The 22061-nt window shown below is 39.9% G+C and carries 26 protein-coding genes and 1 riboswitch; of the genes, 22 read left to right on the top strand and 4 right to left on the bottom strand.

All coding sequences use genetic code 11. From position 1 onward, the window contains the following. The first annotated feature begins 90 nt into the window (after window positions 1-90). Window positions 91-2166: a peptidoglycan D,D-transpeptidase FtsI family protein gene (locus MOJ78_RS03105; protein WP_304979777.1), complete on the top strand. Its 2076-nt coding sequence runs from the start codon at window positions 91-93 to the stop codon at window positions 2164-2166. 100 nt (window positions 2167-2266) lie between these two features. Here the strand turns inward: MOJ78_RS03105 and MOJ78_RS03110 are convergent, their stop codons facing one another. After that, a complete protein-coding gene (locus tag MOJ78_RS03110; RefSeq protein WP_304979778.1) occupies window positions 2267-2638 on the bottom strand; it encodes a cytochrome-c oxidase in 372 nt (123 codons plus the stop codon). 100 nt (window positions 2639-2738) lie between these two features. On the opposite strand from MOJ78_RS03110, the gene MOJ78_RS03115 reads away from it, so the two are divergent. The 6 genes from MOJ78_RS03115 to MOJ78_RS03140 all read left to right on the top strand — a co-directional run bounded on the left by MOJ78_RS03115 (window position 2739) and on the right by MOJ78_RS03140 (window position 9039). Further along, window positions 2739-3476, top strand: a complete 738-nt coding sequence (locus MOJ78_RS03115) for a metallophosphoesterase family protein (RefSeq protein ID WP_304979779.1) — start codon at window positions 2739-2741, stop codon at window positions 3474-3476. 65 nt (window positions 3477-3541) lie between these two features. After that, window positions 3542-4006 carry a redoxin domain-containing protein gene (locus tag MOJ78_RS03120; protein WP_304979780.1) on the top strand — a complete coding sequence of 155 codons (465 nt, stop codon included), beginning with the start codon at window positions 3542-3544 and terminating at the stop codon, window positions 4004-4006. A gap of 57 nt (window positions 4007-4063) precedes the next feature. Further along, window positions 4064-4657 carry an HD domain-containing protein gene (locus MOJ78_RS03125; RefSeq protein WP_304979781.1) on the top strand — a complete coding sequence of 198 codons (594 nt, stop codon included), beginning with the start codon at window positions 4064-4066 and terminating at the stop codon, window positions 4655-4657. Between the two features lie 417 nt (window positions 4658-5074). After that, a complete protein-coding gene (locus MOJ78_RS03130) occupies window positions 5075-7678 on the top strand; it encodes a YfhO family protein (protein WP_304979782.1) in 2604 nt (867 codons plus the stop codon). Continuing rightward, window positions 7656-8654 carry a glycosyltransferase family 2 protein gene (locus tag MOJ78_RS03135; protein ID WP_304979783.1) on the top strand — a complete coding sequence of 333 codons (999 nt, stop codon included), beginning with the start codon at window positions 7656-7658 and terminating at the stop codon, window positions 8652-8654. Before MOJ78_RS03130 ends, MOJ78_RS03135 begins: the two co-directional genes overlap by 23 nt. Then, on the top strand, window positions 8632-9039 hold the full coding sequence (locus tag MOJ78_RS03140; protein ID WP_304979784.1) for a GtrA family protein: 408 nt from the start codon (window positions 8632-8634) through the stop codon (window positions 9037-9039). The genes MOJ78_RS03135 and MOJ78_RS03140 overlap by 23 nt, the downstream gene beginning before the upstream one ends. A gap of 60 nt (window positions 9040-9099) precedes the next feature. Here the strand turns inward: MOJ78_RS03140 and MOJ78_RS03145 are convergent, their stop codons facing one another. The 3 genes from MOJ78_RS03145 to MOJ78_RS03155 all read right to left on the bottom strand — a co-directional run bounded on the left by MOJ78_RS03145 (window position 9100) and on the right by MOJ78_RS03155 (window position 11660). Further along, window positions 9100-9993, bottom strand: a complete 894-nt coding sequence (locus MOJ78_RS03145) for a metal ABC transporter substrate-binding protein (RefSeq protein ID WP_370529802.1) — start codon at window positions 9991-9993, stop codon at window positions 9100-9102. 66 nt (window positions 9994-10059) lie between these two features. Further along, window positions 10060-10917: a metal ABC transporter permease gene (locus MOJ78_RS03150; RefSeq protein WP_304979786.1), complete on the bottom strand. Its 858-nt coding sequence runs from the start codon at window positions 10915-10917 to the stop codon at window positions 10060-10062. Then, a complete protein-coding gene (locus MOJ78_RS03155; protein ID WP_304979787.1) occupies window positions 10914-11660 on the bottom strand; it encodes a metal ABC transporter ATP-binding protein in 747 nt (248 codons plus the stop codon). Before MOJ78_RS03155 ends, MOJ78_RS03150 begins: the two co-directional genes overlap by 4 nt. Before the next feature lie 387 nt (window positions 11661-12047). Here MOJ78_RS03155 and MOJ78_RS03160 point away from each other — a divergent pair, with 387 nt between their 5' ends. From MOJ78_RS03160 to MOJ78_RS03230, 15 genes are all read left to right on the top strand, one after another. Then, window positions 12048-12605, top strand: coding sequence for a nucleotidyltransferase family protein (locus MOJ78_RS03160; protein WP_304979788.1), 558 nt, complete (start codon window positions 12048-12050; stop codon window positions 12603-12605). 3 nt (window positions 12606-12608) lie between these two features. Beyond that, complete coding sequence (locus MOJ78_RS03165) at window positions 12609-12812, top strand: hypothetical protein (RefSeq protein WP_304979789.1); 204 nt, start codon at window positions 12609-12611, stop codon at window positions 12810-12812. After that, window positions 12793-13110: a YbjQ family protein gene (locus MOJ78_RS03170; protein WP_304981167.1), complete on the top strand. Its 318-nt coding sequence runs from the start codon at window positions 12793-12795 to the stop codon at window positions 13108-13110. The genes MOJ78_RS03165 and MOJ78_RS03170 overlap by 20 nt, the downstream gene beginning before the upstream one ends. Window positions 13111-13135: 25 nt before the next feature. Further along, window positions 13136-13648 carry a DinB family protein gene (locus MOJ78_RS03175; RefSeq protein ID WP_304979790.1) on the top strand — a complete coding sequence of 171 codons (513 nt, stop codon included), beginning with the start codon at window positions 13136-13138 and terminating at the stop codon, window positions 13646-13648. Between the two features lie 22 nt (window positions 13649-13670). After that, a complete protein-coding gene (locus MOJ78_RS03180; RefSeq protein WP_304979791.1) occupies window positions 13671-14117 on the top strand; it encodes a GNAT family N-acetyltransferase in 447 nt (148 codons plus the stop codon). Window positions 14118-14300: 183 nt separating this feature from the next. Beyond that, window positions 14301-15113, top strand: a complete 813-nt coding sequence (locus tag MOJ78_RS03185; protein ID WP_304979792.1) for a DUF2935 domain-containing protein — start codon at window positions 14301-14303, stop codon at window positions 15111-15113. 383 nt (window positions 15114-15496) lie between these two features. Beyond that, window positions 15497-15583: riboswitch (cyclic di-GMP riboswitch) on the top strand. 87 nt (window positions 15584-15670) lie between these two features. Further along, window positions 15671-16039: a DUF192 domain-containing protein gene (locus MOJ78_RS03190; protein ID WP_304979793.1), complete on the top strand. Its 369-nt coding sequence runs from the start codon at window positions 15671-15673 to the stop codon at window positions 16037-16039. Then, entirely contained in the window at window positions 16036-16221 is a 186-nt protein-coding gene (locus MOJ78_RS03195; protein WP_304979794.1) for a Flp family type IVb pilin, read from the top strand. The genes MOJ78_RS03190 and MOJ78_RS03195 overlap by 4 nt, the downstream gene beginning before the upstream one ends. Before the next feature lie 68 nt (window positions 16222-16289). Further along, a complete protein-coding gene (locus tag MOJ78_RS03200; RefSeq protein ID WP_304979795.1) occupies window positions 16290-16805 on the top strand; it encodes an A24 family peptidase in 516 nt (171 codons plus the stop codon). Beyond that, the gene (locus MOJ78_RS03205) at window positions 16802-17185 is read left to right on the top strand and encodes a TadE/TadG family type IV pilus assembly protein (RefSeq protein ID WP_304979796.1); all 384 of its coding nucleotides are present in this window, start codon (window positions 16802-16804) and stop codon (window positions 17183-17185) included. Before MOJ78_RS03200 ends, MOJ78_RS03205 begins: the two co-directional genes overlap by 4 nt. A 23-nt stretch (window positions 17186-17208) precedes the next feature. Beyond that, window positions 17209-18135, top strand: coding sequence for a pilus assembly protein TadG-related protein (locus MOJ78_RS03210; protein ID WP_304979797.1), 927 nt, complete (start codon window positions 17209-17211; stop codon window positions 18133-18135). A 9-nt stretch (window positions 18136-18144) separates the two neighbouring features. Then, the gene (gene cpaB, locus MOJ78_RS03215) at window positions 18145-18822 is read left to right on the top strand and encodes a Flp pilus assembly protein CpaB (RefSeq protein ID WP_304979798.1); all 678 of its coding nucleotides are present in this window, start codon (window positions 18145-18147) and stop codon (window positions 18820-18822) included. Further along, window positions 18812-19657 (top strand): CpaE/TadZ family protein, encoded by an 846-nt coding sequence (locus tag MOJ78_RS03220; protein ID WP_304979799.1) that lies wholly within the window; start codon window positions 18812-18814, stop codon window positions 19655-19657. Before cpaB ends, MOJ78_RS03220 begins: the two co-directional genes overlap by 11 nt. Beyond that, complete coding sequence (locus MOJ78_RS03225; RefSeq protein WP_304979800.1) at window positions 19654-21102, top strand: TadA family conjugal transfer-associated ATPase; 1449 nt, start codon at window positions 19654-19656, stop codon at window positions 21100-21102. The genes MOJ78_RS03220 and MOJ78_RS03225 overlap by 4 nt, the downstream gene beginning before the upstream one ends. Continuing rightward, entirely contained in the window at window positions 21102-22061 is a 960-nt protein-coding gene (locus MOJ78_RS03230) for a type II secretion system F family protein (protein ID WP_304979801.1), read from the top strand. Before MOJ78_RS03225 ends, MOJ78_RS03230 begins: the two co-directional genes overlap by 1 nt.

The raw sequence follows: 22061 nt of genomic DNA on the forward strand, positions 1-22061 counted from the left end.
TTAGAAAAAGAATGTAAATAATGGAACATTTCTGTCTTTAAAACGTTTATACTAGTATCAACTAGAGATATAAAGGAGAGGTTACGGGTCATGGAACAGTTAGAGACAAAGAAAAAGAAGAAAAATTTTCTCCCTCTAAGATTAAATCTACTGTTCTTGTTTGTTTTTTTGTTGTTCGGACTACTGATCATTAGGCTTGGATTCGTACAAATCGTTAACGGTGATTACTTTCGTACACAGTCGGAGCTTACAAAAACGATACAAGCATCTGTCCAAACGGAACGAGGAAAAATGTTCGACCGTCATGGACGGCTTCTTGTTGGAAACGAGCCTTCATTTGCACTTACGTACATAAGGGTCCAAGGAGTAACACAGGAGGATCATATTCGGTATGCGGATAAACTCTCGGAGTTCATCGACATGCCGATTGAAGATGTTACAGAATCTGATCTAAAAGATTATTGGATTGCTGAAAAGGGACTGGAAAATGCCTTCACGTTGAAATTGACAGAGGAAGAGCTTGATCCCGATAATCTTTCGAACGAAGAACAATATGAATTATTAAGAGAACGGATTACTGCGGAAGATCTTAAACCGATCACATCCGACGACCATTTGATGGAAGTCGTCGCAATTAAGCGTGAATTGGATAAAGCGTCGAACCTGAATATTACGTATGTGAAAAAAGGGTTGAAGACAAAAGAGGTTGCACGAATTGGTGAGCACCTTGGAGAACTAGAAGGACGCTTCAGCATTGCCTCTGCATCCGATCGTGTCTACCCGAATGGATATACATTCTATTACGGACATATGGGGGCGATTCCGGCCGAGCTTCTAGATCAATATTTACTTCGAGGTTATGCACAGAACAACGAGGTAGGAACGAGTTACCTTGAGAAAAAATACGAGGGGCTATTAAGCGGCCGGGAAAAGACGTTCACTTTTACGACGACAAAAAGTTTACAGCCGATCGGCAATCCGAAGGTTTCAATGGGAAGCCGTGGTTATGATTTAGTGTTATCGATCGACATAGCTCTGCAAAAAAAGATCGGTGAGATACTCGAACGAAAGATCATTGAAACGAGAAATGTTGGGGAAGGACCGGTTACAAGTGCATATGCTGTAATGATGAATCCGAATACAGGTGAAGTTCTTGCAATGGTTGGAAGAGAATTAGAAGACGGGAAATTTACCGATGACTCCTATGCCACCTTGCAAAAATCATTTGAAGTCGGATCAACGGTCAAAGGTGCGACGATTCTGGCTGTCCATCAGCTTGGAGATCGTATTCCATCTATAAATGACAAAACGATCAGACTTGGCCAAGCAGATGACTTTAGTTCATATACACCTGGAATTGGTTGGGTAGATGATATTGAAGCACTAGAACAGTCTTCGAACGTTTACATGGGGATGTCAATCGGACGAATTGCTGGTTTCCAATTTGCAAATACTGGCGGGGCATATCAGGCAAGGGTCTTTAACAATGATCGATACCGTACAACTTTTCAAAACTTAAGAGATGTTTATGCACAGGTAGGTCTCGGCGTAAAGACAGGTATTGACCTTCCCGAAGAGGGTCTTGGATATGAAGGTCCGATTTCCCAAAATCCTGGGGTTTTGCTGTATTATACGATTGGTCAGTATGATACGTATACGCCGATTCAAATGGCGCAATATGTATCAACGATCGCAAATGGTGGCTATCGTGTTCAACCGCATTTATTGAAAGAAGTGCGGAAGTCAACTGGAACAAACGAAGAGTTAGGACCTTTAATTTCTGAATATGAGACACAGGTCATTAACCGGATTGATAATACAACAGAGTCATTAAAACGTGTACAGCAGGGATTTTATCAAGTGACGCATGGAAATCGAGGAACTGCACGTGGAAATGGGCCAGGAGGGTTAAGTGATACTAAGATTGCAGGAAAAACAGGAACTGCACAAATTGACGGACCTGGCAGGTACAATTTAACATTTGTCGGCTACGCACCTTATGATGATCCTGAAGTTGCCTTTTCGGTCATCGTTCCGAATTTGAACAGTGGGCATGTGAATGTCGAAATTGCAAAAGAAATCGTCAAAGCTTATCAAGAAAGCAAATCTCCTCAGCCTGAAACTTCAACTGATAAAGAAAATGAAGATGCTCAGAGTGACTCTTAATCGGGTCGCTCTTTTTCGATAATATTGAATCTGGAAAAATTAAAGAGCCCAATTCTCCAAGTTTCCATTGTCTGAAGAATTCGACTCCTTTTGCAAAGAATTACGTTATGCTTTTTATATTTTTTAAAATGTTGTAAACGAATAGCAATACACTGACCACTGTAATTGTAGCACCTACTGCAATCACGGGTTCAACTTGCGTATGGCCGTGAACGATGAATGCCAGCCCGATCATCATAATCGGGAGCCCGATATTGTGTCCCCAAAAATGGATCTTCGCTAGTTTCGTTTCTGAAGCAGCAGGAAATAAGTGATAAATAATACCTGCAAGCGTCAATGCAGTCCATCCCAACAAATTGATGTGAACGTGGACAGGGACAAGGTTATAAGAATGAGACATCGACATGTACATCCCTAACAGAACGCCAATTGCAAAATACACCGCTGAAATTTTGATCAATTTTACACTCATTAAAATCCTCCTTTCGTTTTGAAACAAAAAATTTTATACTTATAAATACGTAATCTTGGAAACATTTAGCACAGAATATAGGGAAGAAGGAGGGGGAAATATGGAACAGATTGCAGTCATTTCTGATGTTCATGGCAACATACCAGCCTTAGAAGCAGTTCTTAATGACATTGAACGCAGAGGTATCGAGAGAATCATCTGTCTTGGTGACATGGTCGGAAAAGGACCTTGCTCAGAACTGGCAGTCGATATCGTACGTGAAGGTTGTGAGGTTGTAGTTAGAGGAAATTGGGACGATTCGATTACGAAACCTGCTGAAACGGAGGTGGGAACGTACTACCAAAACCAGCTTGGTCAAGATCGACTCGACTATTTGAAAACACTTCCTTATTCCGTTCAGTTTTGGATGAGTGTCCGTTTTGTCCGGCTTTATCACGCATCCCAGGAAAGTGTGTATACGAGAATTCACCCTAGTCATCCACATGAAACACGTCATGCCATGTTTGAAAATACAGATGCAACTGGGGAGGGGCCAAATGGGATCGAACCAGACGTAGTCGGTTATGGGGACATACATAATGCCTATATTCAGCATCTAAGAATCGGGAGTGTCGGTAATCCACTTGAACGAACGGACGCATCATACGCAATATTGGAAGGGGATTACGGTGACGATCGTCCTGGCATGTTCAATGTACAGCTTGTGCGGGTACCTTATGATATAGAGCTTGCGGTAGCTCAGGCAATCGAAAGAAAGGTGCCTGAACTGGAGTATTATCTTGTGGAACTTCGAACAGGTGTCTACCGAAGATCCCAAAAGAAACTGGCTCATCAATAATGATGTTTATTCAGGCTTATTATAGGAATACTTTTAAAAGACTTTAATGAGAGGAGGCGTTAGCTATGAGTACTCAATTAGAAATTGGACAGCCTGCACCGGACTTTTCACTTTCTTCAACAAGAGGCGAAAAGATTTCATTGTCCGACTTTAAGGGCAAGAAGCACGTATTAGTCGCCTTTTACCCATTAGACTTCACCCCTGGATGAATTAAGGAAATCACCTCTTGGAAAGAGGACTTCAAGCAATTTGAAAACAGTGAAACAGAGCTTCTTGCGATCAGCGTCGATCACATTTACGCACACAATGTATTTGCGGCAAGCCTAGGTACCCTTCCATACCCGTTATTATCTGATTGGCATAAAAAAACGGCCAAGGAGTACGGGGTGTTTAACGAAGAGTACGAAACAGCGAAACGGTCGGTCTTTTTAGTGGATAAAGATGGGGTTGTCCGTTTTAAAAACACTACCTTTGATGCCAATGATCGTGATCAATACTTAGAGGTGTTCTCGAATTGCGAAAGGTTATGAATTTAGCACGTAATCGTCGGAAATAGATGAACTAAACATGAAGCAGGAGTGGTAGAAATGGACTTAACCCGGTTACAGCAGCAAATGTCGTTTTTATTGGAAATTGATCAGTTGAAAAACGTGTTGCGTCAGACGTATGTCTCCGACCGATCTCGTCGGGAAAATGATGCTGAGCATTCGTGGCATTTAGCGATGATGGCCTTAACGCTTGAGGAATATGCGAATGAAAAAAACATCAACCTCCTTCACGTCATTAAAATGCTGCTCATTCATGATCTTGTTGAAATTGATGCAGGAGACACGTTTGCTTATGACAATAAAGGTTATGAAGACAAGGATGAACGTGAGCGGGAAGCGGCGGATCGCATATTTAATCTGCTGCCGGAGAATCAGGCTGCGCACATTTTTGATTTGTGGGAGGAGTTCGAAGCTCGCGAAACGCCAGAGGCAAGGTTTGCGGCAGCTCTGGATCGGTTACAGCCAATGCTATTGAATTCGATTACAAAAGGTGCATCCTGGCAAAAACACGATATTCGTAAGGAACAAGTCCTGAAGCGGAATGCTCAAATTGCAGAGGGTTCAAAGGATCTTTGGGAATACGCGCAAGCTGTCATTGAGGATTCAGTGGAAAAAGGATATTTGAAGGTTTGATTTCATGATTGGAGAATTGAATAAACTTGTTGGCAAAGCGGACTACTGTTCGCTTTGTTTTTTTACAGGTCTTTATCATGGAGTCATGTTTAAGGTGAGACATATCTGTTCGATTTCACACGAATTTAATTGAATAAATGCTCGAAATACTTTGTTATATGTTCCATCGTAATCCGAAAATCAGCAAATTCCCCTTCTGATCAGCAGTATTCCCAACGAATTTATGACACTTTTCGGGTGCATACAGACTATAGTCCGCTTACATTTTTCACGGGTATTTTGAACTGTTTATAATTTATTTAGGATCTACTAGACTAACTCTGAAGTCCTATTTTATATCAGAATTATTAATAATAACGTTCCTCGACCCGATATCAGAAGGAGCAGTCTTTATAACGTTCCATTTCTGTAATAGGGGTGTCATATTTGAATTTCCGAATTAGTTCCAGCTTTTTAGCTTATACATGTTCTTTTTGTTTACCGATTATAATTTTATGCTCGATATTCGTTCTGAGTGAAGTTTATCCCTTTGGTGAGGGTATGGTCTTGATTACAGATCTATACCACCAATATGTCCATCATTATAGTTACATTCTAGAAGCGGTAAAAGGGGATGAAAGCTTACTATACAGTTGGACTGCAGGGTTAGGTTCCAATTTTATTGGAAATATTGCCTATTATACCGCAAGCCCATTATTGATCATCCTTTTTTTCTTTCCAGAACGACTTTTACCAGAAGCTGTATTAGTTTTGATTTTAGTTAAGTTTGGTTTATGTGGATTATCAATAAGTTACTTCATAAGGAAGAAGTTTACGACAATCAAATTATATGAGGTCGTTTTGTTTTCCTGTTTCTATGCTCTAATGTCGTATAACATTACATACTATTACAACGTCATGTGGTTAGATGGTGTAATTTTACTTCCATTAATCATACTTTCAGTTGATGCAATTTTACATAATAAAGGAATAACGCCATATGTGATCATATTATCACTTTTGTTTATTTCTAATTTTTATATATCTTATATGATCGGTCTGTTTGTTTTTCTGTATTTTATTATTGACCTTCTTTTGCTTAAAAAGGTCAAACCTGACTATGAGGCAAAAGCTGTATTTCTTAAGTTTGTTAAAGGGACCTCAATATCTATAGGACTCACCGCCTTTTTAACAATCCCGACCTTTTTTCAGCTTATGAATTCATTGGGTTATGATCAACAAGATTCACATAATGATTTCAGTATGAATTTTATATTAAAACTGTTCAGTGGTGTATTTGATTCCGTAGAGAATGGATCGCCGAATATCTATATTGGTACCTTCGTTCTTTTGCTCGTACCAATCTTTTATATTTGTAAAATCAATTGGTATGAAAAAGTGAAATGGAGCATTTTGTTCTCTATTCTCGCGATTAGCTTTGTCGTACCACCATTAAATCTATTCTGGCATGCGGGGGATATTCCGAATTGGTTCCCGTATCGATACTCTTTCATTTTCTCTTTTATTCTTTTTTATATGAGTCTGGCAGCTTTCGAAAAAGTTCATACGATTAGATTTAAGATATTGATTCTACCTATTTTATTCTCTGCAATTATGGTAACAGTGATGTCCTTTACTAATGAGGGAGAACTTAACATTGTTGCAAACAACACTACTATTTTCTTGTTATGCGTAGTTATTTTAATGAAAAAATTAAATATTAAAAAGGCAGCTATTATTACACTAGTCCTTTATACATTAATAGAGTTATTTTTTAATAGTGCTGTCGTTTATCTTAAAGTAAATGGAGAACTGCTTCGTCCAAATCGTGATCAATACACAATATTTGATGAGTATAAAAGCGCGATAGATCAAATAAAAACATTGGATCCGATGCCTTATTTTCGTATTGAAACAGATGCAAATAAGACGAATAATGACTCATTAACACTCGATCATAGTAGTGTTGGTCACTCAAGTTCAATGTTAGATAATGATCTGATTAAAACGATGGATTCACTTGGAATCTATTCAAGAAAAGCAAATTATAGCAGAAAGGGCAGTACCATACTTACTGATTCTCTTTTTGGTTTAAAGTATTTTGTAAGTTCCAGTGAACTGGAGGATGACGGATATGAACTCGTATCAAGAGCGAACAAATTGTACATTTATAGAAATAATAATTATTTGCCAATTGGATATCCAGTCGTAGAGAACATTAAGAACTTAAAAATAGAGGACATCCAAAATCCTTTTGAATTTCAAAGTAAGATTTACCAAACCCTATTTGAAACCAAAGATACTTTGTTTGAGCTAATTAATCCAGAAAAAATTCAGTATCAACATGCAAAACTCGAAGGCTTGGATAATAGTAAAAAACTGATTGGACACGGAAAAGATGGAGATATAACAATTAAGTATTTTTTAAATGTTAATTCCCAGTCCCGCTTATATGCTTTGTTTGACATCGCAAATGCGAAAGACATGGAAGGCCTTAACGTTTTTATTAATGGTAAGGAAGCAGATGAATATATTACTAGCCATTTTATAGGAATTTTAGAGCTCGGGAAGTTCAACAATGAACAAGTAGTTATAGAACTTCATTTTGATGAAGAAGTAGTTGAATTTGCAAGTGATGAATTATTTTATCGGATCAACACAAAGAACTTTTCTAAGTATGTAAATCAGATTGATCGAGATGCATTTACGATCACAGAATTAAAAGGAAATAAGATGAAGGCTCATATCACTATCAATGAGGAAGATCAATTATTATTTCTATCCATTCCATGGGACGAGGGCTGGAGAATTTCGATCGATGGAGAAAAGGTGAAACCCATAAAGGTGTTGGGGGCTTTTATGGGAATTCCGTTGGAAAAAGGCAAGTATGAATTACAAATGACGTTTATACCGAAAGGGTTTCTGGCAGGTAGTTTCATTACATGTATAAGTCTTTTGATATTTTCTGTAATTATATTAAGAGAACGAAAGAAACGAAGAGAGGTGAAGGTAATTGACCATGATGAAGAAGTCGCATCCTAAAATATGTCTTGTCATTCCTGTATTCAACGAAGGTAGTCATATTCTGCATTCTTTGAAAAGAATAGAGGAGGAAGTGATAAAGGTAACGTTAAATTATGAGATTATCGTTGTCGATGATGGTTCTACCGATGATACTTGGATGAAACTATCAGAAGATAAGGGTGTTCTACCAAATAACCTGTTTGTAATCAAATTCAGCAGGAATTTTGGCAAGGAAGCGGCGCTTGTGGCTGGATTGGAGCATGCAAATGGTCAGGCGGTCATTATTATGGATGCAGATCTACAGCACCCACCCTCACTGATTTCCGAAATGGTGAATAGATGGAAAGATGAGGACATAGGTATTGTCGAGTGTGTAAAAAGAGAAAGAGGGAAGGAAAATCTCCGGTATCGACTTGGAACGAAACTATTTTATTGGATAGTAAGGAGAATGACGGGGTACGATCTTAAGGGTGCTTCGGACTATAAGTTGCTTGACCAAAAGGTTGTACATGCTTGGAAGCAGATGCCTGAACGTGACACGTTTTTCCGTGGAATGACCGCTTGGTTAGGCTTTAAAAAGGTGCAGTACGAGTTTAATGTATCACCACGTGTGAATGGGGAGCCGAAATGGAGCACCCCGAAATTGATCAAGTTAGCCTTGAATGCTGTTGTATCCTTTACTTCCTTACCTTTAAGGTTTGTCAGTATCTTAGGCTTTCTATTCTTTATTGCTGCAATCTTTTTAGGAATTCACACACTTTACCAAAAGTTCAATGGGAATGCTCTGACGGGTTTTACTACCGTCATCCTTTTACAGCTTATTATCGGCAGTGTCTTCATGATCAGCTTAGGGGTCATAGGGGAGTACATATCAGCGATTTATAAAGAGGTAAAAGGCAGACCAAGATACTTGATTGAAAATACGGTGGTATCTGAAGTCGTTACTTATGAGAAAGAGGCAGAAGATCTGAATGCAGAATTTGTTAAAGTATAAAAAGCTTGATTACCAAAAGATAATCTCGTATGGAGTAATTGGTGTAATCGGGACGATTGTGCATTTCTCTACCTTGATTTTATTGGTAGAACTATTCGGAGTAGATCCCGTAATCGGTTCACTGGCAGGTTTTATATTAACCGTAATTTTATCCTTTCTATTAAATAAAACATACACCTTTAAAGTTCGAAACAGGAACAATATGATTTTATTTATCAAATACGGGGTTGTATCCGTAGTTGGTTTTGTCATGAATTATTTGATTATGTATTTGACAGTGGACATTTATTCACTACACTATGCTATTGGTCAAGCGATGGTAGTAATCTGTATCCCGATTACGAATTTCCTCCTAAACAATTATTGGACTTTTCAACAACAATAGATTCTGTTTGTAAGAAAGCACCTCTTGAACGGAACTTAGTCCGTCCAGAGGTGCTTTTCATCAATTACTATACTTTTTTAATTGTTCGGCAATCGTTTTAATGTTCCATTTCATCATATCGATATATGTTTCGCCTTCTTGACCAGGTTTGCCGAGCGAGTCTGTATAGAGTTCTCCGCCGATCGGTACACCGGTTTCACGAGAAACGGTTTCCATACTACGCGGATCGATACTCGTTTCTACGAAGAGGACATCGATATTCTTTTCATTGATTAAATCAATGACCTGTCTTATTTGATCTGGAGCTCCTTGGTTCTCAGCATTGATCTCCCAAATGTATCCCGCTTTTATATGATAGGCATCGCTAAAATATTTGAAGGCTCCTTCACTTGTCACTAAATAACGTTCCTCTTCAGGTATATCATTAAATGCCTGCTTAGCCTTTTCGTGCAAACTTTCCAACTCGATAATATATTTCTCTGCATTTTCCTCATAAACCGCTTTGTTGTCTGGGTCGACTTGAATCAAGGCATCCCGGGCATTTTTTGTATATTTGATGCCGTTTGCGATGTTCAACCAGGCGTGCGGGTCCTCCTGACCTTCGTTGCCTTCCGTCGTTAAGTACTTGGGCTCAACCCCTTCACTTAATCGGAAAACAGGTGCATCTTCACCAGTTTTACCAGTCGTTCCGAGTAGCTTTTCAAACCAGGAGTTACCAGCCTCCAAATTGAGGCCGTTGTAAAAAACAACATCAGCGTCAGCTGTTTTCTTTACATCTTCAGGTAATGGGTCGAATTCGTGCGGGTTTGCGCCAATCGGTACCATACTGTGTACTTCGACCAGGTCTCCGCCGACATTTTTTACAATGTCATAAAGTATCGAGTAGGTCGTGACGACTTCAACTTTACCTGTATTGTTACCTGTTACGTCCTTCCCGCTGCAGCCAACGAGCATGAACCCAAATAACACACCAATAAATACTGTATAAAGCATTTTAATCATATGTCGAAACTCCTTTCCTTAGCCTGTAACAGCTGTATTTTTTCGGGATTTTAAAAATCTCCGTATAAATCCGTGTTTCGGTGAAAAAAAGAACACGGCTATAAACAATAATGTTGAAACGAGTACGATCGCAGCACCCGAAGATAAATTGTACGTGAAGCTGAAATATAGTCCGATTACTGCAGCTACGGCTCCAAGGACCGCAGCTAAGTAGATCATGACCCACAGCCGATCGGTCAACAAATATGCGGTAGCAGCAGGGGTGATCAGCATTGCCACAACAAGCACAATCCCGACTGTTTGGAGTGATGCAACCGTAACCATCGTTAACATCGTCATTAGTAAGTAATGAATGATTTTCGTTGATAAACCGTAGGCTGATGCCATCGTCGGATCGAATGATGTCACCAATAACTCTTTGTAAAATAAGTAAACAGCAGCTATTACAAGTAGTCCGATGGCGAGCGTCACCCACATATCTGATGGACGAACGGCGAGCACATTACCGAACAAGATATGGTAAAGGTCCGTACTGCTTTTCATAAACGTGATTAAAATAATTCCAGCGGCGAATGCGGCGGTGAACATGATCCCGATTGCCGTATCATTTTTCAAGCGGCTGTTTTGGCTGACGAACCCGATGCCGATCGCCGTAAGAACACCCGTTGCGACAGCACCGAAAAAGAAGTTGATCCCCAGCATGTAGGAGATGGCAACCCCAGGTAAAACAGCGTGTGAAATCGCGTCGCCCATTAATGCCATTCCTCTTAAAATGATGAAGCAGCCGATGACACCACAGATGATTCCCACCATAACCGACGTGATCAAGGCTTTTTGCAGAAACTCATATTGAATGATTGCATCGATGAAGCTCATAGTTGATTCACCTCTAATTCATTCATGAACGCAAGTGGATTACCGTATGCTTTTTCAATTAACTTGGAGCTTAATACATCAGAAACTTTCCCTTTAGCAACGAGCTCCTTATTCAGTAAAACCAATTCATTGAAATAAGCGTTTGACTTACTTAAATCATGGTGGACGACAAGCGTTGTTTTTCCTTCTGTTTGTAGTTCTTTTAAAATTTGGATGATTGTTTCTTCACTTCGAAGATCAACACCGACAAACGGTTCATCTAAACAGAACAGATCTGCTTTTTGTGCAAGAGCACGGGCAAGAAATACCCGCTGCTGCTGGCCTCCGGATAGCTCGCCGATCTGACGCTTACTGAAGTCTTCCATACCGACACGTTTTAGGCATTCATAAGCCCAATCCCGTTCTTCTTTCTTCGGCCTTTTGAACAAACCAAGGTGAGGGTAGGTTCCGATCAGTACAGCATCAATGACGTGAATCGGGAAGTCCCAATCGATGTCATTTCGCTGTGGCACATACGCAATTCGTTTACGAACCTTCTTTACCGGCTCACCAAAAATCTTGACGTTCCCTCTTTCAGAAGGAATGAGTCCCATCATGGCCTTTATTAACGTGGATTTACCTGCACCGTTTGGGCCGATGATTCCAGCGAGACTTCCTTTTTCCAGCTGGAATGAAACCTCTGTCAAAGCTTGATTTCCAAGATACGAAACGTGCAAATCATTCACTGATACAACAGCTTTCATACATCGTTCACTCCTTTCTTGTGTATTAATTAAACAACATTAACCTCATTTATAAAATTTGCATTAGGTAAACTTTTACGGTAAAAAAATACAATGGCTTTTTTGTACGTAAAGAAAGTATAAATCCTTTCTATAGTATAAGGGCAACTACGACTCTGCTTTCGCCTTAAGGGCTCGGCAATCACCGAGTTTTCTTTATGTTAGTCATAATATATGCCTCTCTGTAAAAAAGTTTCCTCTATACAAAAATTAAATCAGAAACGAATTTTTGTCAATGAAAAACTTTACTGGACGAGGTTAATTTCGGACTAAAAAACTATCTGAAACCTTCTGATGCCTAATTCGTATACCAAATATAATTTTATTTTTAAAAGACGGAGTTGACGTATGCATACAGAAGCCTTGATGCAAATTGCTGTTGAACTTAACAGAAGTGAAGTGCTTTGGGGAGTAGGGGGCTCTACATTATTATCGGAATATGGATTGGTAGGCAATCCTGCAGACCTTGATCTCATTATTGATTATCAAAATAAAGATAAGGCGTTAATGATTTTGGATAGGTTTGCAGTAAGGGTGGACACAAAATCTAAGCGCCCTTTTAAAACAGCTTGTTTTGAAAAATATCGCCTTGGTGAAACGTTCATTGATGTAATGGCGGATTTTGCAATCGGACATGAAAAAGGGATATATAAAATGCCGTTTGATTCAAGGTCGATAACAAAAACTATACGAATCGGCGAGGTTCCGGTTCCATTTACCTCATTAGAAGACTGGTATATTTTATATCAATTGATTCCTAATAAAGGGGATAAGACAAACCTCATCGAACTTTATTGGAAGGAACATGGGCTCGGATTTCCGATGATTTTGGAAAGAGCCTTAAAACATCCATTGCCAGACAGTATTCAAAAGCGGTGCATCCACATCCTTTTGCAAACGAGGTGAACAATGTCTAGGTTGAAATCGATTGCATTGCTGTTAACGGGTGTTTTTCAAATTACCGCGGTCGTGTTTTTATTCATTAACATCTGGGTTTCGGTTTTGTTGTTCATTACGTATGGCATTGCGATGCTTCTGTTGTTCGGGGCATTGATCATGGAACGAATCAAGGAAAAGGAGGATGATGATGAAAATGATTATACTGACTACTAATGAGGTGCCGGGTAAGGAAATTGGTGAAGTAAAGGGGCTTGTAAAGGGAAGTACGATCCAGGCGAAGCACGTTGGTAAGGATATTTTAGCAGGGTTGAAGACAATCATTGGCGGCGAGATCAAGGAATATACTGAAATGATGGAAGAGGCGAGGAAAATCGCTATCCACAGAATGGTAGAGGATGCGCAAAATAAAGGTGCGAATGCGGTTGTTGCCTTCCGTTTACAGACATCGTCGGTCATGACCAACGCTTCAGAAATCGTCGCTTATGGAACCGCAGTCGTTGTGAAGGAATAAAAAACAAGGCTGAGGAGGGAATGGAATGGAGCATCAAGCACACAAACTTTACAAATATCACGTTTGGGCAAACCGAAAAGTAATCGATCATTTAAAGGAATTACCAGAAGATTTCTATGAAAAGGAGATTCAAAGTGTCTTTTCTTCAGTTTCAGAAGTGATGTATCATATTCTAATTGTTGATCATATTTGGCTTGGAGTACTGTTAGGGGATCCTTTTGATCAAATTATGAGTTCGGTCAACCGTCTGACAGAGGAAACAAAAGAGATGGCCTTTGAAGCAATGGAAGTGAGATTTCATCAGCTATCTGAAGAATACGAGAATTTCTTATCGCGACAGGAAGATCTAGATCGCCCGTTGACCATTGAACATCCAAGTTACGGTCGTTTAGATGCGTCTCTTGCTCAGCTTGTACAGCATGTCGTTAACCACGGCACGTATCATCGAGGTAATATTAGTGCAATGCTTCATCAATTGGGACACCGCGGAATACCGACCGATTATGTCTTTTATCTATATACACTTAACAAAAGTTAAATTTCTAACAAGAGGTGGAGCAATGATTGAAATTCGAAAGCTTAGACCAGAAGACGCAGCTATTTACCAAACACTAAGATTAGAAGCATTGAAAAACTACCCAGAAGCCTTTGCTTCGTCCTATGAAGAAGAGGTTGATAGGGACACTGCATTTATAGAGAAGCGCTTTCGTGATCAAAACCCTGATAACCAGTTCATTGCAGGAGCCTTTTATGGCCGGGAATTGGTCGGAATCGCAGGTTTCTTTCTGACTTTACGCCAAAAGTTGATACATAAAGGTGAGATTGTTTCTGTTTATGTCTCTCCACATGTGCAACGTAAAGGAGTCGGATTTAAACTGTTGCAATTTGTTATTGAGGAAGCCCGGAAAATTGAGAGCCTTGAACAGATTTTACTGACGGTTGAAACGGAAAACGCTGCAGCAATTCGCTCCTATGAAAAATTAGGGTTTGAGAAACGTATGGCGTAGAAAAGAGGTCTTTGCGAATCGGTGACAACTACCATGACGAAGCATTAATGGCTCTATACTTAAACGAGAGATAACTAGTTTGTTATTGAGATTTTTAAAATCTATACCTCCTTTCCAACACAGTTCTTAGCATGATTCAGTATTTTTGAACATATTTTAGTGGTGGAAAAGGAGGTTTTAATTATGGAACGGAAAAGTTATGAAACGGCGGCAGCCTTCGAAAATCGGTTCTGGCTTCAAATCCTTGGGGATCATGCCCGCTTTATCCTTAATGCACTGACACCAAAAGAAACTGCTTCAATAAGAAAAGCCAATGATTTTAAAAAGACATTTGATGAACTGCTTAATCGGGCTCGAAAACAGCTTTCTAATGATCAGTGGCTGCAATTAAGTAGAGAAGCAGAGAAGCAGGCGAACAATATCCGGAATTTTAAATTGAACATTATTGAACGGCAGCTGAAAGGAACTATCGATATTCATTTCACGCCAACATTTATGAATCACATGGTGAACGAGGTCGAGGAATACATTCGAGTTCTAAACGATCTAACAGCTGGAAAAGTTCCGCCTGTTTACCATGAGCTTCATCATCATCAATTATGGCTGGCCGATGCTGCAGGGCATGCTGGTGCGATTAACGATACGATGGATGCAGTGGAGCGGGGGATTAAAGATAAAAGTAATGAATACCGTATCCTTTTTGAAAACTTTTGGGTAAAAGCAGTTGAAATGGCGGGGTATTTAAGAACAGGATTAAAAGAATTTCCAGCTTTAAAACGATTTAACAGGCAAGTCGATGTCGAATTAGCTCTCTTTAAATCTTTTTTACGAGAATTAGAGGAACTTGAGCTGTCAGTTGAAGTCCTCAGCAGCTTTACCCCTTTGATGGCAGACCACATGGCAAGAGAAGAATGTTATTATTTGCTGAAATTAGCGGAAGCAAGCGGTATAGAACTACCGGACTGTGATCCGACCAAGCCAAGAGTTACAGATTAAGAGAAGTATATGTCGATAGGTGGACCACGATTTCGGATTATTAAGTCAAATAAATCAAAGAAAAAAGTCATGAGCATGAGACTAAAGTTTCTGGGGGTTCTAAAAATAACGATATTAAGACAAATATCGGCTACTTGATTAAAAGTTTGAAGTAAAAACTAATAAATAGGTCTAAATTAGGTCTAAAATCCCGAATAAGAATATATAAAATCCATTTATTTACATATAAGGGCATTCTTTCGTCTTACAAAAAATTGAAATGTAGTAAGGAGTGTCCACTAAATTTTCAGAAAAATATAATGACTTAGACCGATGTTTTACCCATTCGACTTCCCTTATGATGAAATTACAAATTATCAGATTCAACGACAAACATCGCTGAATCTCGATAAAGGCTAAACTGGTGAAAGCCAGTGGCGCAAAGCTACAGGGGCTAAAGTGTATCTGCACTATGCCAGCCAGCTACCGAAAGATCCAGGGGAGTTTTTACGTTTAAATGTTTGACCCTGCTTTCGGTAAAGGCAGGGTTATTTTATGTTGAAGAAGGAGGTGGAATAATGGAGCTCGTTAACCTTTCAACCGGAACGATCATCGCAGAGAATGTGATTCCGGCGTACACTTTTATAAAAAGATTAAAAGGACTTATGTTTACATCTACATCATCATTTCCAGAAGGTGACGCGATCCACATTCAACCCTGCCGATCAATCCATTCGTATTTTATGAAATACGAAATTGACGTTCTGTATTTAAATGAATCGAATCAGATCATTGCAGCAGAATGTTATTTCCGTCCTGGAACAATAGGAAAGCATCATAAGGGGACGGAATCTGTAATCGAATTACCAGCAGGAACAATCAACAAGAAGAAAATTAAAATCGGACATAGCGTCCAAATCCAAAATCTAAAGGAGCGAGTATCATGATGAACAAATTAAAAGGGTTAGTAGTAGAAGAGCAAGGACAAGGTATGACTGAATATGGACTAGTTTTAGGTGTTATTGCTGTAGCAGTTGTAGGAACTCTAGTATTACTTAAAGGTGAAATCGTAGAAATGTTCGATGCTGCTTTAGCAGCAATTGAAGGCCGCGGATCTTCAACTACTTGATTTTTTCAAATGGGGTTGGCTCGTAATGAGGAGCCATCCCCTTTTTCTAGATGAAATGAGGGATTCATTTGTGGTTTGACACTTTATTACTAATTGTCCTAACCATTTGTGTAATCACGGATGTGAGAAAGCGTCTTATTTATAATAAAGTCATTTTTCCTGCACTCATCGTGGCGCTATTTTCACATTTGTTGATTAATGGTTTAACAGGGTTTGGTACCTCACTTCTCGGATTTAGTATGGGATTCAGCATTCTCTTGATTCCGTACTTTTTAGGTGGTATGGGAGCAGGGGACGTTAAATTGCTTGCATTAATTGGAGCTCTGAAAGGTCCAGCATTTGTAATCAACACCTCAATTTATATGGCAATTATAGGTGGGCTGTTGGCATTGGGTATTTTATTGTTCCGTGGTGGATCGTTGAAGCGCTTCAGCTACTACATCAAATGGCTATATGCTAGAACAAAGGGTGTTAACGCTCCGCTGGCTCTAACAAAGGAATCGATGAAAGTGAAGTACCCGTATGGTGTAGCGATTGCTGGTGGAGCTATTCTTAGTTTTGTTGGGAAGGCGTGGATTTCATGATCAAAGGTGAAAAAGGACAATCCCTTGTTGAAATAGCCCTTGTATTGCCTGTGCTTTTACTTATCCTAATGGGGATTTTTGACATGGGAAGGATTATGTATACATATATGCACCTTCAACTCGCTACCCAGGAAACGGTACGACTTGGAGGACTTGGTGAAGATGACGCAACGATAACCGAATTTGCCCATGATTACATTCATGTTGGCGACCCATCTCATTTACAAGTATCCATCAGTCCTGATGATTCGACAAGAGAATCCGGTGATTACGTAACGGTTACTTTAGAATATCCAGTAGAGTATATTACTCCTTTTATTTCCGATGTTCTTCCGTCACCAATTGTACTCACAACAGATTCTACGATTCGGGTGGAGTAAGATGAAGGAGGCGTTTCGTTCTAATGATAAAACGGTTAACAATGATTAGAGAAGAATCTGGAAGTTCAATCGTACTGATTGGGTTGGCGATGCTTGCAATCCTCGCAATCCTTGGTCTCGTTATTGATGGTGGTTCACTTTATATGACGAAAAGCCATTTGCAAAAGGTTGCAAATGCTGCGGTATTATCGGGTGCTCAAGAATTGACCACTAATGAAGATGAGGTTCGCAAGGTAGCTGAAAAAGTTCTTATTGAGCATACAGAGCTTGATAGTTTGGAGAACATGCAAATAAACATGAAGGATAAGGTCGCTGTTGATTTAGAAAAACAGGTTCCACTTTATTTTTCTTCGCTTTTCGGAAAGGAATCAGCACCAGTTCAAGTTCATGCGGCAGCTGAAATCGGTACGATGTCAAGTGCCACCGGTGTTGCTCCGCTCGGGATTGATAGGTCTGTTAACCCTCAATTATACCAAGAATATACACTGAAGGTAGGCCCTCACGATAATGATACTGGGGTATTCGGGATTCTTGCCCTCGGTGGTGGTGGGTCCCAAACCTATGAAGAGAACTTACGACACGGATACCAAGAGGGAATAGGCGTAGGAGATATTTTAGAGACACAGACAGGTAACGTCGCTGGAAAAACAAGAAGAGTTATCAATGAACTGGTCAATGAGTGTACTGTAACTGAAGAAGAAATGAGGGCCGGTGCAAATCCGAGGGACTGCGCAAGGATTTTGTTAATTCCTATTTATGAACCATATGAATATTATGAAAACCAAATGAAAAAGATTGAAGTCGTAGGCTTTGCCTATTTTTATATAACTGAACCGATTCATGGAAATAGCACAGAAATTACGGGGATGTTTATCAACCGGCCAGATACAGGATACATAGATCCAACGGTTGAAAACTTCGGAGCATATGGAATAAGACTAACAGAGTAGGTGAAGGTATTGAGGTCAAAACTTGTATTAATGCTTGCAATCATAATGGGGATCATCACTACCGTTTTATTTTTCAATTATATGAAGCAATATGATTCGGAAACGGTATCAAGCCAAACGAAGGTAGAAGTGGTTGTCGCAACAGGAGAGATCAAACGGAATCATCTGATTTCAAAGAACATGCTTGAACTTAAACCTGTCCCAGAACAAAGTGTCCATGAGAACACGGTCACCGAGATTGAGGACGCAATAGGATTGGTTTCAACAGCAAACATAGTAAAAGGAGAAACACTGCTCTCAAATCACCTTCAAAATACGAAGGAAGAATCGTTATTTGTTTCTAGAAAAGTCCGCGATGGATTTCGTGCAGTGTCAGTCGGATTAAACTTTCCACAATCGGTTTCCAATTTGATCGAACCAGAAGACAACGTTGATGTCATTGCAACCTTTAAAGAAGGGGACAAGTTCATTAGTGAGATCATCGTTGAAAACACGAGGGTCCTCGCTGTCGGTCGTCGTATGCTGGAATCAACAGAGGGAGAACCTTATGTGGAATACACCTCCGCAACGTTAGAACTACGTCCAGAAGAAGCAGTAAAAGTCGTGAATTCAAATGAGAAAGGAAACATTCATATCGCGTTGCGTAGTCGGGTCGAACCTAAGGGGGCTGCGGAAGATGACAACTAATAAATCGGAACAGCAGAGAAAAAAGCGCGGTGAAATGATTGCAGTCTGCAGTGCAAAAGGTGGAGTTGGCCGTACAATTATGACGGTCAACTTGGCCGTTGCTTTGTGTAAAAAAAACATCCGGGTCGGAATTCTTGATGGCGATTTTATGTTTGGTGATGTAAGTCTTGCGATGGATTTACAATCCACTTTTACGATAAAAGATGCGATTGAAGATATAGATGAACTGGATGAGGTTGGGCTTGCGAGCTATTTCAGCCGACATGAAAGCGGCGTCCGAGTGTTATCAGCGCCTGATCGACCAGAGTATTCAGAGCTCGTAACATCTGAAAATATTAACCGGATTTTAGATTTGATGCTTTCTCAACTCGATTATGTAATTGTAGATACCGGAGTCGGTCTGAATGATCAGACACTACCATTAATTGAAAGGGCAGATCAAATACTTATGCTGTCGAACCTTGAAATGTCCACGCTAAAAAATACAAAGCTTATGCTTGAGACATTGGATACGCTTGATTTACGGGATAAGGTTCAAACGGTCGTCAATCGTTCAACAATGGAAAGTGTCATTAATGCTGGTGATGTTCCAGATATATTAGAAGTAGATCAGCCTCTTTATATTCCAAACGATTTTCAAACGTCGATACAGTCGTTAAATATCGGAATTCCCTTTGTCGTAAATCAAGGGAAGACAGAGCTCGCTAAGTCGGTATTCAAAATGGCAGAACAGTTGACGTCACGGCGGGAGATCAAAGTATATGAACCTTCCTCACCTTCCTTTATGTCTAAGTTTTTTCAAAAGTCAAAGCGTGTTAAGGAGGGAACAGAATGAGCTTATTGAATAAGGTTCAGGCGAAAAGCCAGGAAAAAAATAAGCAAAGGGATACGGAGGATTTTGATGTAGTCGAACTAGAGGAAAAAAGCTCAGCACCGAAAAAAGATTTAGTGTCGGCCTTCCGGAATCAACAAAAGAATACTGGAACAGAAAAGAAACAGGTTAAACCTAAACCAAAACCGAATAACAAGCATCAGGAGCTGAAAAGCAAGCTACATAAGCGTATTCTGGATGATTTAAATGATACAAACGTCGAAGAAATCATTCCGAAGCTCGATGCAATGGCAATCGAAATCATTAAAGAGGATGATTCGTTACGTGGTGCAATTGACCGTAAGCGAGTGGTTGAAGAACTAATCCATGACTTAACCGGGTTCGGTCCAATTAACCCACTTTTAATGGATCCTGACGTAACCGAGGTAATGGTCAACGGTCCACAGATGGTTTATGTTGAACGAAAAGGAAAGCTCGTGCTGACAGATACTCATTTTCGTGATGATGACCATGTGATGAATGTAATTGATAAAATTGTTTCACCGCTCGGACGTCGTATTGATGAGAGCTCACCAATGGTTGATGCACGTCTTCCGGATGGCTCTCGTGTGAATGCGATCATTCCGCCACTAGCATTGAATGGTCCGACGATTACAATTCGTAAGTTTTCAAAAGATCCGTTCAAAATCGATGACCTTATCAATTTTGGAACGTTAACTCAGGAAATGGCAACCTTCATTGAGGCATGCGTTAAAGCCCGGCTGAATATATTTGTTTCTGGAGGAACAGGATCTGGTAAAACGACAACTCTGAATGTTCTGTCTTCGTTCATTTTTGAAGATGAACGAATTGTTACCATTGAGGATGCAGCTGAGCTTCAATTAAGTCAACCACATGTCATTTCGCTTGAGTCCAGACCGCCGAATATCGAGGGGAAAGGTGCCATCGCGATTCGGGATCTTGTCCGGAACTCGCTACGTATGCGGCCCGATCGAATTGTAATCGGTGAGGTGCGTGGAGGTGAGGCTCTTGATATGCTCCAGGCGATGAATACGGGACATGATGGATCTCTAGCAACAGGTCACTCCAATAGTCCACGTGATATGATTTCTCGTTTGGAAACGATGGTACTCCTTGCAGGTATTGATTTGCCTATAAAAGCAATCCGCGAACAAATTGCCGGGGCAGTCGACCTGATTATCCAACAATCCCGCCTTAAGGATGGTTCTCGTAGAATTACGAAAATCACTGAGGTTCAGGGGTTAGAAGGAGATATAGTTGTTCTTCAGGATATTTTCGAATACCGTCAGCAAGGTGTAGATGAAAAAGGGAAAATCATAGGGCATCTTGCTCCGACAGGAGTTCGTCCGAAATTTTATGAACTGCTCGAGCAATCTGGGATTACAATTCCACCGAGTGTCTTTTTATCGCAAGAGGAGTGGTCATAATGCATTACTATTTGATTGTTCTTGCGTCATTCACATCATTCCTATTTTTTTATGCAATTCTGCAGCTTGTTTTTTTCTCAAACAAACGTTTGAACAAAAGGATGAAATATTACCTTTCGATGAGTGATAAACCGAAGCTAGATAAAAGAAAATTCAACCTTATTTTACAAATACAGCTTTATAAACAAAGGCTTGGCTCAAAGGTTTCAAAAGGCAAGAGCAAAAAACTAGAAAACATTCTGAGACGGGCAGGCATCCCTCTGAAGCCTGAAGAATTCATTTTATTCCGTTGGATATCAACAGCCTTAGGGGCTGCGTTATTCTATTTGATATCAGGAAAAATTTTCTTTCTTGTTTTGGGGCTGGTGATCGGTTATACGTTTCCGATGATGTGGATGAAAAGAAAAGAGAAGCAACGGATTCAAAAGTTCAACGATGGACTCGCAGATATGATCACAACAATCGTCGGTTCTCTTCGTGCAGGTTTCAGTTTTCCACAGGCATTGAAAACCGTGGTTGAAGAAGCAGATGGACCGATTAAGGATGAAATTGGACATTTGCTAAAAGATATGCAATATGGAAGTACTCTGGAGGACTCACTAAATGAATTGCATGAACGAATGCCAAGTGAAGACTTGGAATTGATGATCCAGGCGATTCTTATTCAACGTCAGGTCGGGGGGAATTTAGCATCGGTCCTCGACAAAATTGTACAAACAATCCGCGATAGGACGAAGATACAGCGTCAAATCAAGACATTGACCGCACAAGGCAAGCTCTCTGGTATTGTAATAGGGCTTTTGCCAATCATTTTAGGAATCATTTTGTATTTAATCGAACCAGAATATATCGGATCATTATTCACAAATCCAATTGGCATGGCGCTGCTTGGAGCCAGTTTGGTATCAGGTATTATCGGACTTATATTAATTCGTAAAATGACAACGATCGAGGTGTAA

Origin of the sequence: Alkalihalobacillus sp. AL-G (assembly GCF_030643805.1) — a bacterium.
Classification (GTDB): Bacteria; Bacillota; Bacilli; order Bacillales; family Fictibacillaceae; genus Pseudalkalibacillus.

Excerpts from the sequence above, each read along its gene's own strand:
- MOJ78_RS03105 (WP_304979777.1), top strand. The coding sequence starts at position 91 with ATGGAACAGTTAGAGACAAAGAAAAAGAAGAAAAATTTTCTCCCTCTA.
- MOJ78_RS03110 (WP_304979778.1), bottom strand. The coding sequence starts at position 2,638 with ATGAGTGTAAAATTGATCAAAATTTCAGCGGTGTATTTTGCAATTGGC.
- MOJ78_RS03115 (WP_304979779.1), top strand. The coding sequence starts at position 2,739 with ATGGAACAGATTGCAGTCATTTCTGATGTTCATGGCAACATACCAGCC.
- MOJ78_RS03125 (WP_304979781.1), top strand. The coding sequence starts at position 4,064 with ATGGACTTAACCCGGTTACAGCAGCAAATGTCGTTTTTATTGGAAATT.
- MOJ78_RS03135 (WP_304979783.1), top strand. The coding sequence starts at position 7,656 with ATGATGAAGAAGTCGCATCCTAAAATATGTCTTGTCATTCCTGTATTC.
- MOJ78_RS03140 (WP_304979784.1), top strand. The coding sequence starts at position 8,632 with ATGCAGAATTTGTTAAAGTATAAAAAGCTTGATTACCAAAAGATAATC.
- MOJ78_RS03145 (WP_370529802.1), bottom strand. The coding sequence starts at position 9,993 with ATGCTCGTTGGCTGCAGCGGGAAGGACGTAACAGGTAACAATACAGGT.
- MOJ78_RS03150 (WP_304979786.1), bottom strand. The coding sequence starts at position 10,917 with ATGAGCTTCATCGATGCAATCATTCAATATGAGTTTCTGCAAAAAGCC.
- MOJ78_RS03155 (WP_304979787.1), bottom strand. The coding sequence starts at position 11,660 with ATGAAAGCTGTTGTATCAGTGAATGATTTGCACGTTTCGTATCTTGGA.
- MOJ78_RS03160 (WP_304979788.1), top strand. The coding sequence starts at position 12,048 with ATGCATACAGAAGCCTTGATGCAAATTGCTGTTGAACTTAACAGAAGT.
- MOJ78_RS03165 (WP_304979789.1), top strand. The coding sequence starts at position 12,609 with ATGTCTAGGTTGAAATCGATTGCATTGCTGTTAACGGGTGTTTTTCAA.
- MOJ78_RS03170 (WP_304981167.1), top strand. The coding sequence starts at position 12,793 with ATGATTATACTGACTACTAATGAGGTGCCGGGTAAGGAAATTGGTGAA.
- MOJ78_RS03175 (WP_304979790.1), top strand. The coding sequence starts at position 13,136 with ATGGAGCATCAAGCACACAAACTTTACAAATATCACGTTTGGGCAAAC.
- MOJ78_RS03180 (WP_304979791.1), top strand. The coding sequence starts at position 13,671 with ATGATTGAAATTCGAAAGCTTAGACCAGAAGACGCAGCTATTTACCAA.
- MOJ78_RS03185 (WP_304979792.1), top strand. The coding sequence starts at position 14,301 with ATGGAACGGAAAAGTTATGAAACGGCGGCAGCCTTCGAAAATCGGTTC.
- MOJ78_RS03190 (WP_304979793.1), top strand. The coding sequence starts at position 15,671 with ATGGAGCTCGTTAACCTTTCAACCGGAACGATCATCGCAGAGAATGTG.
- MOJ78_RS03195 (WP_304979794.1), top strand. The coding sequence starts at position 16,036 with ATGATGAACAAATTAAAAGGGTTAGTAGTAGAAGAGCAAGGACAAGGT.
- MOJ78_RS03205 (WP_304979796.1), top strand. The coding sequence starts at position 16,802 with ATGATCAAAGGTGAAAAAGGACAATCCCTTGTTGAAATAGCCCTTGTA.
- MOJ78_RS03210 (WP_304979797.1), top strand. The coding sequence starts at position 17,209 with ATGATAAAACGGTTAACAATGATTAGAGAAGAATCTGGAAGTTCAATC.
- MOJ78_RS03220 (WP_304979799.1), top strand. The coding sequence starts at position 18,812 with ATGACAACTAATAAATCGGAACAGCAGAGAAAAAAGCGCGGTGAAATG.
- MOJ78_RS03225 (WP_304979800.1), top strand. The coding sequence starts at position 19,654 with ATGAGCTTATTGAATAAGGTTCAGGCGAAAAGCCAGGAAAAAAATAAG.
- MOJ78_RS03230 (WP_304979801.1), top strand. The coding sequence starts at position 21,102 with ATGCATTACTATTTGATTGTTCTTGCGTCATTCACATCATTCCTATTT.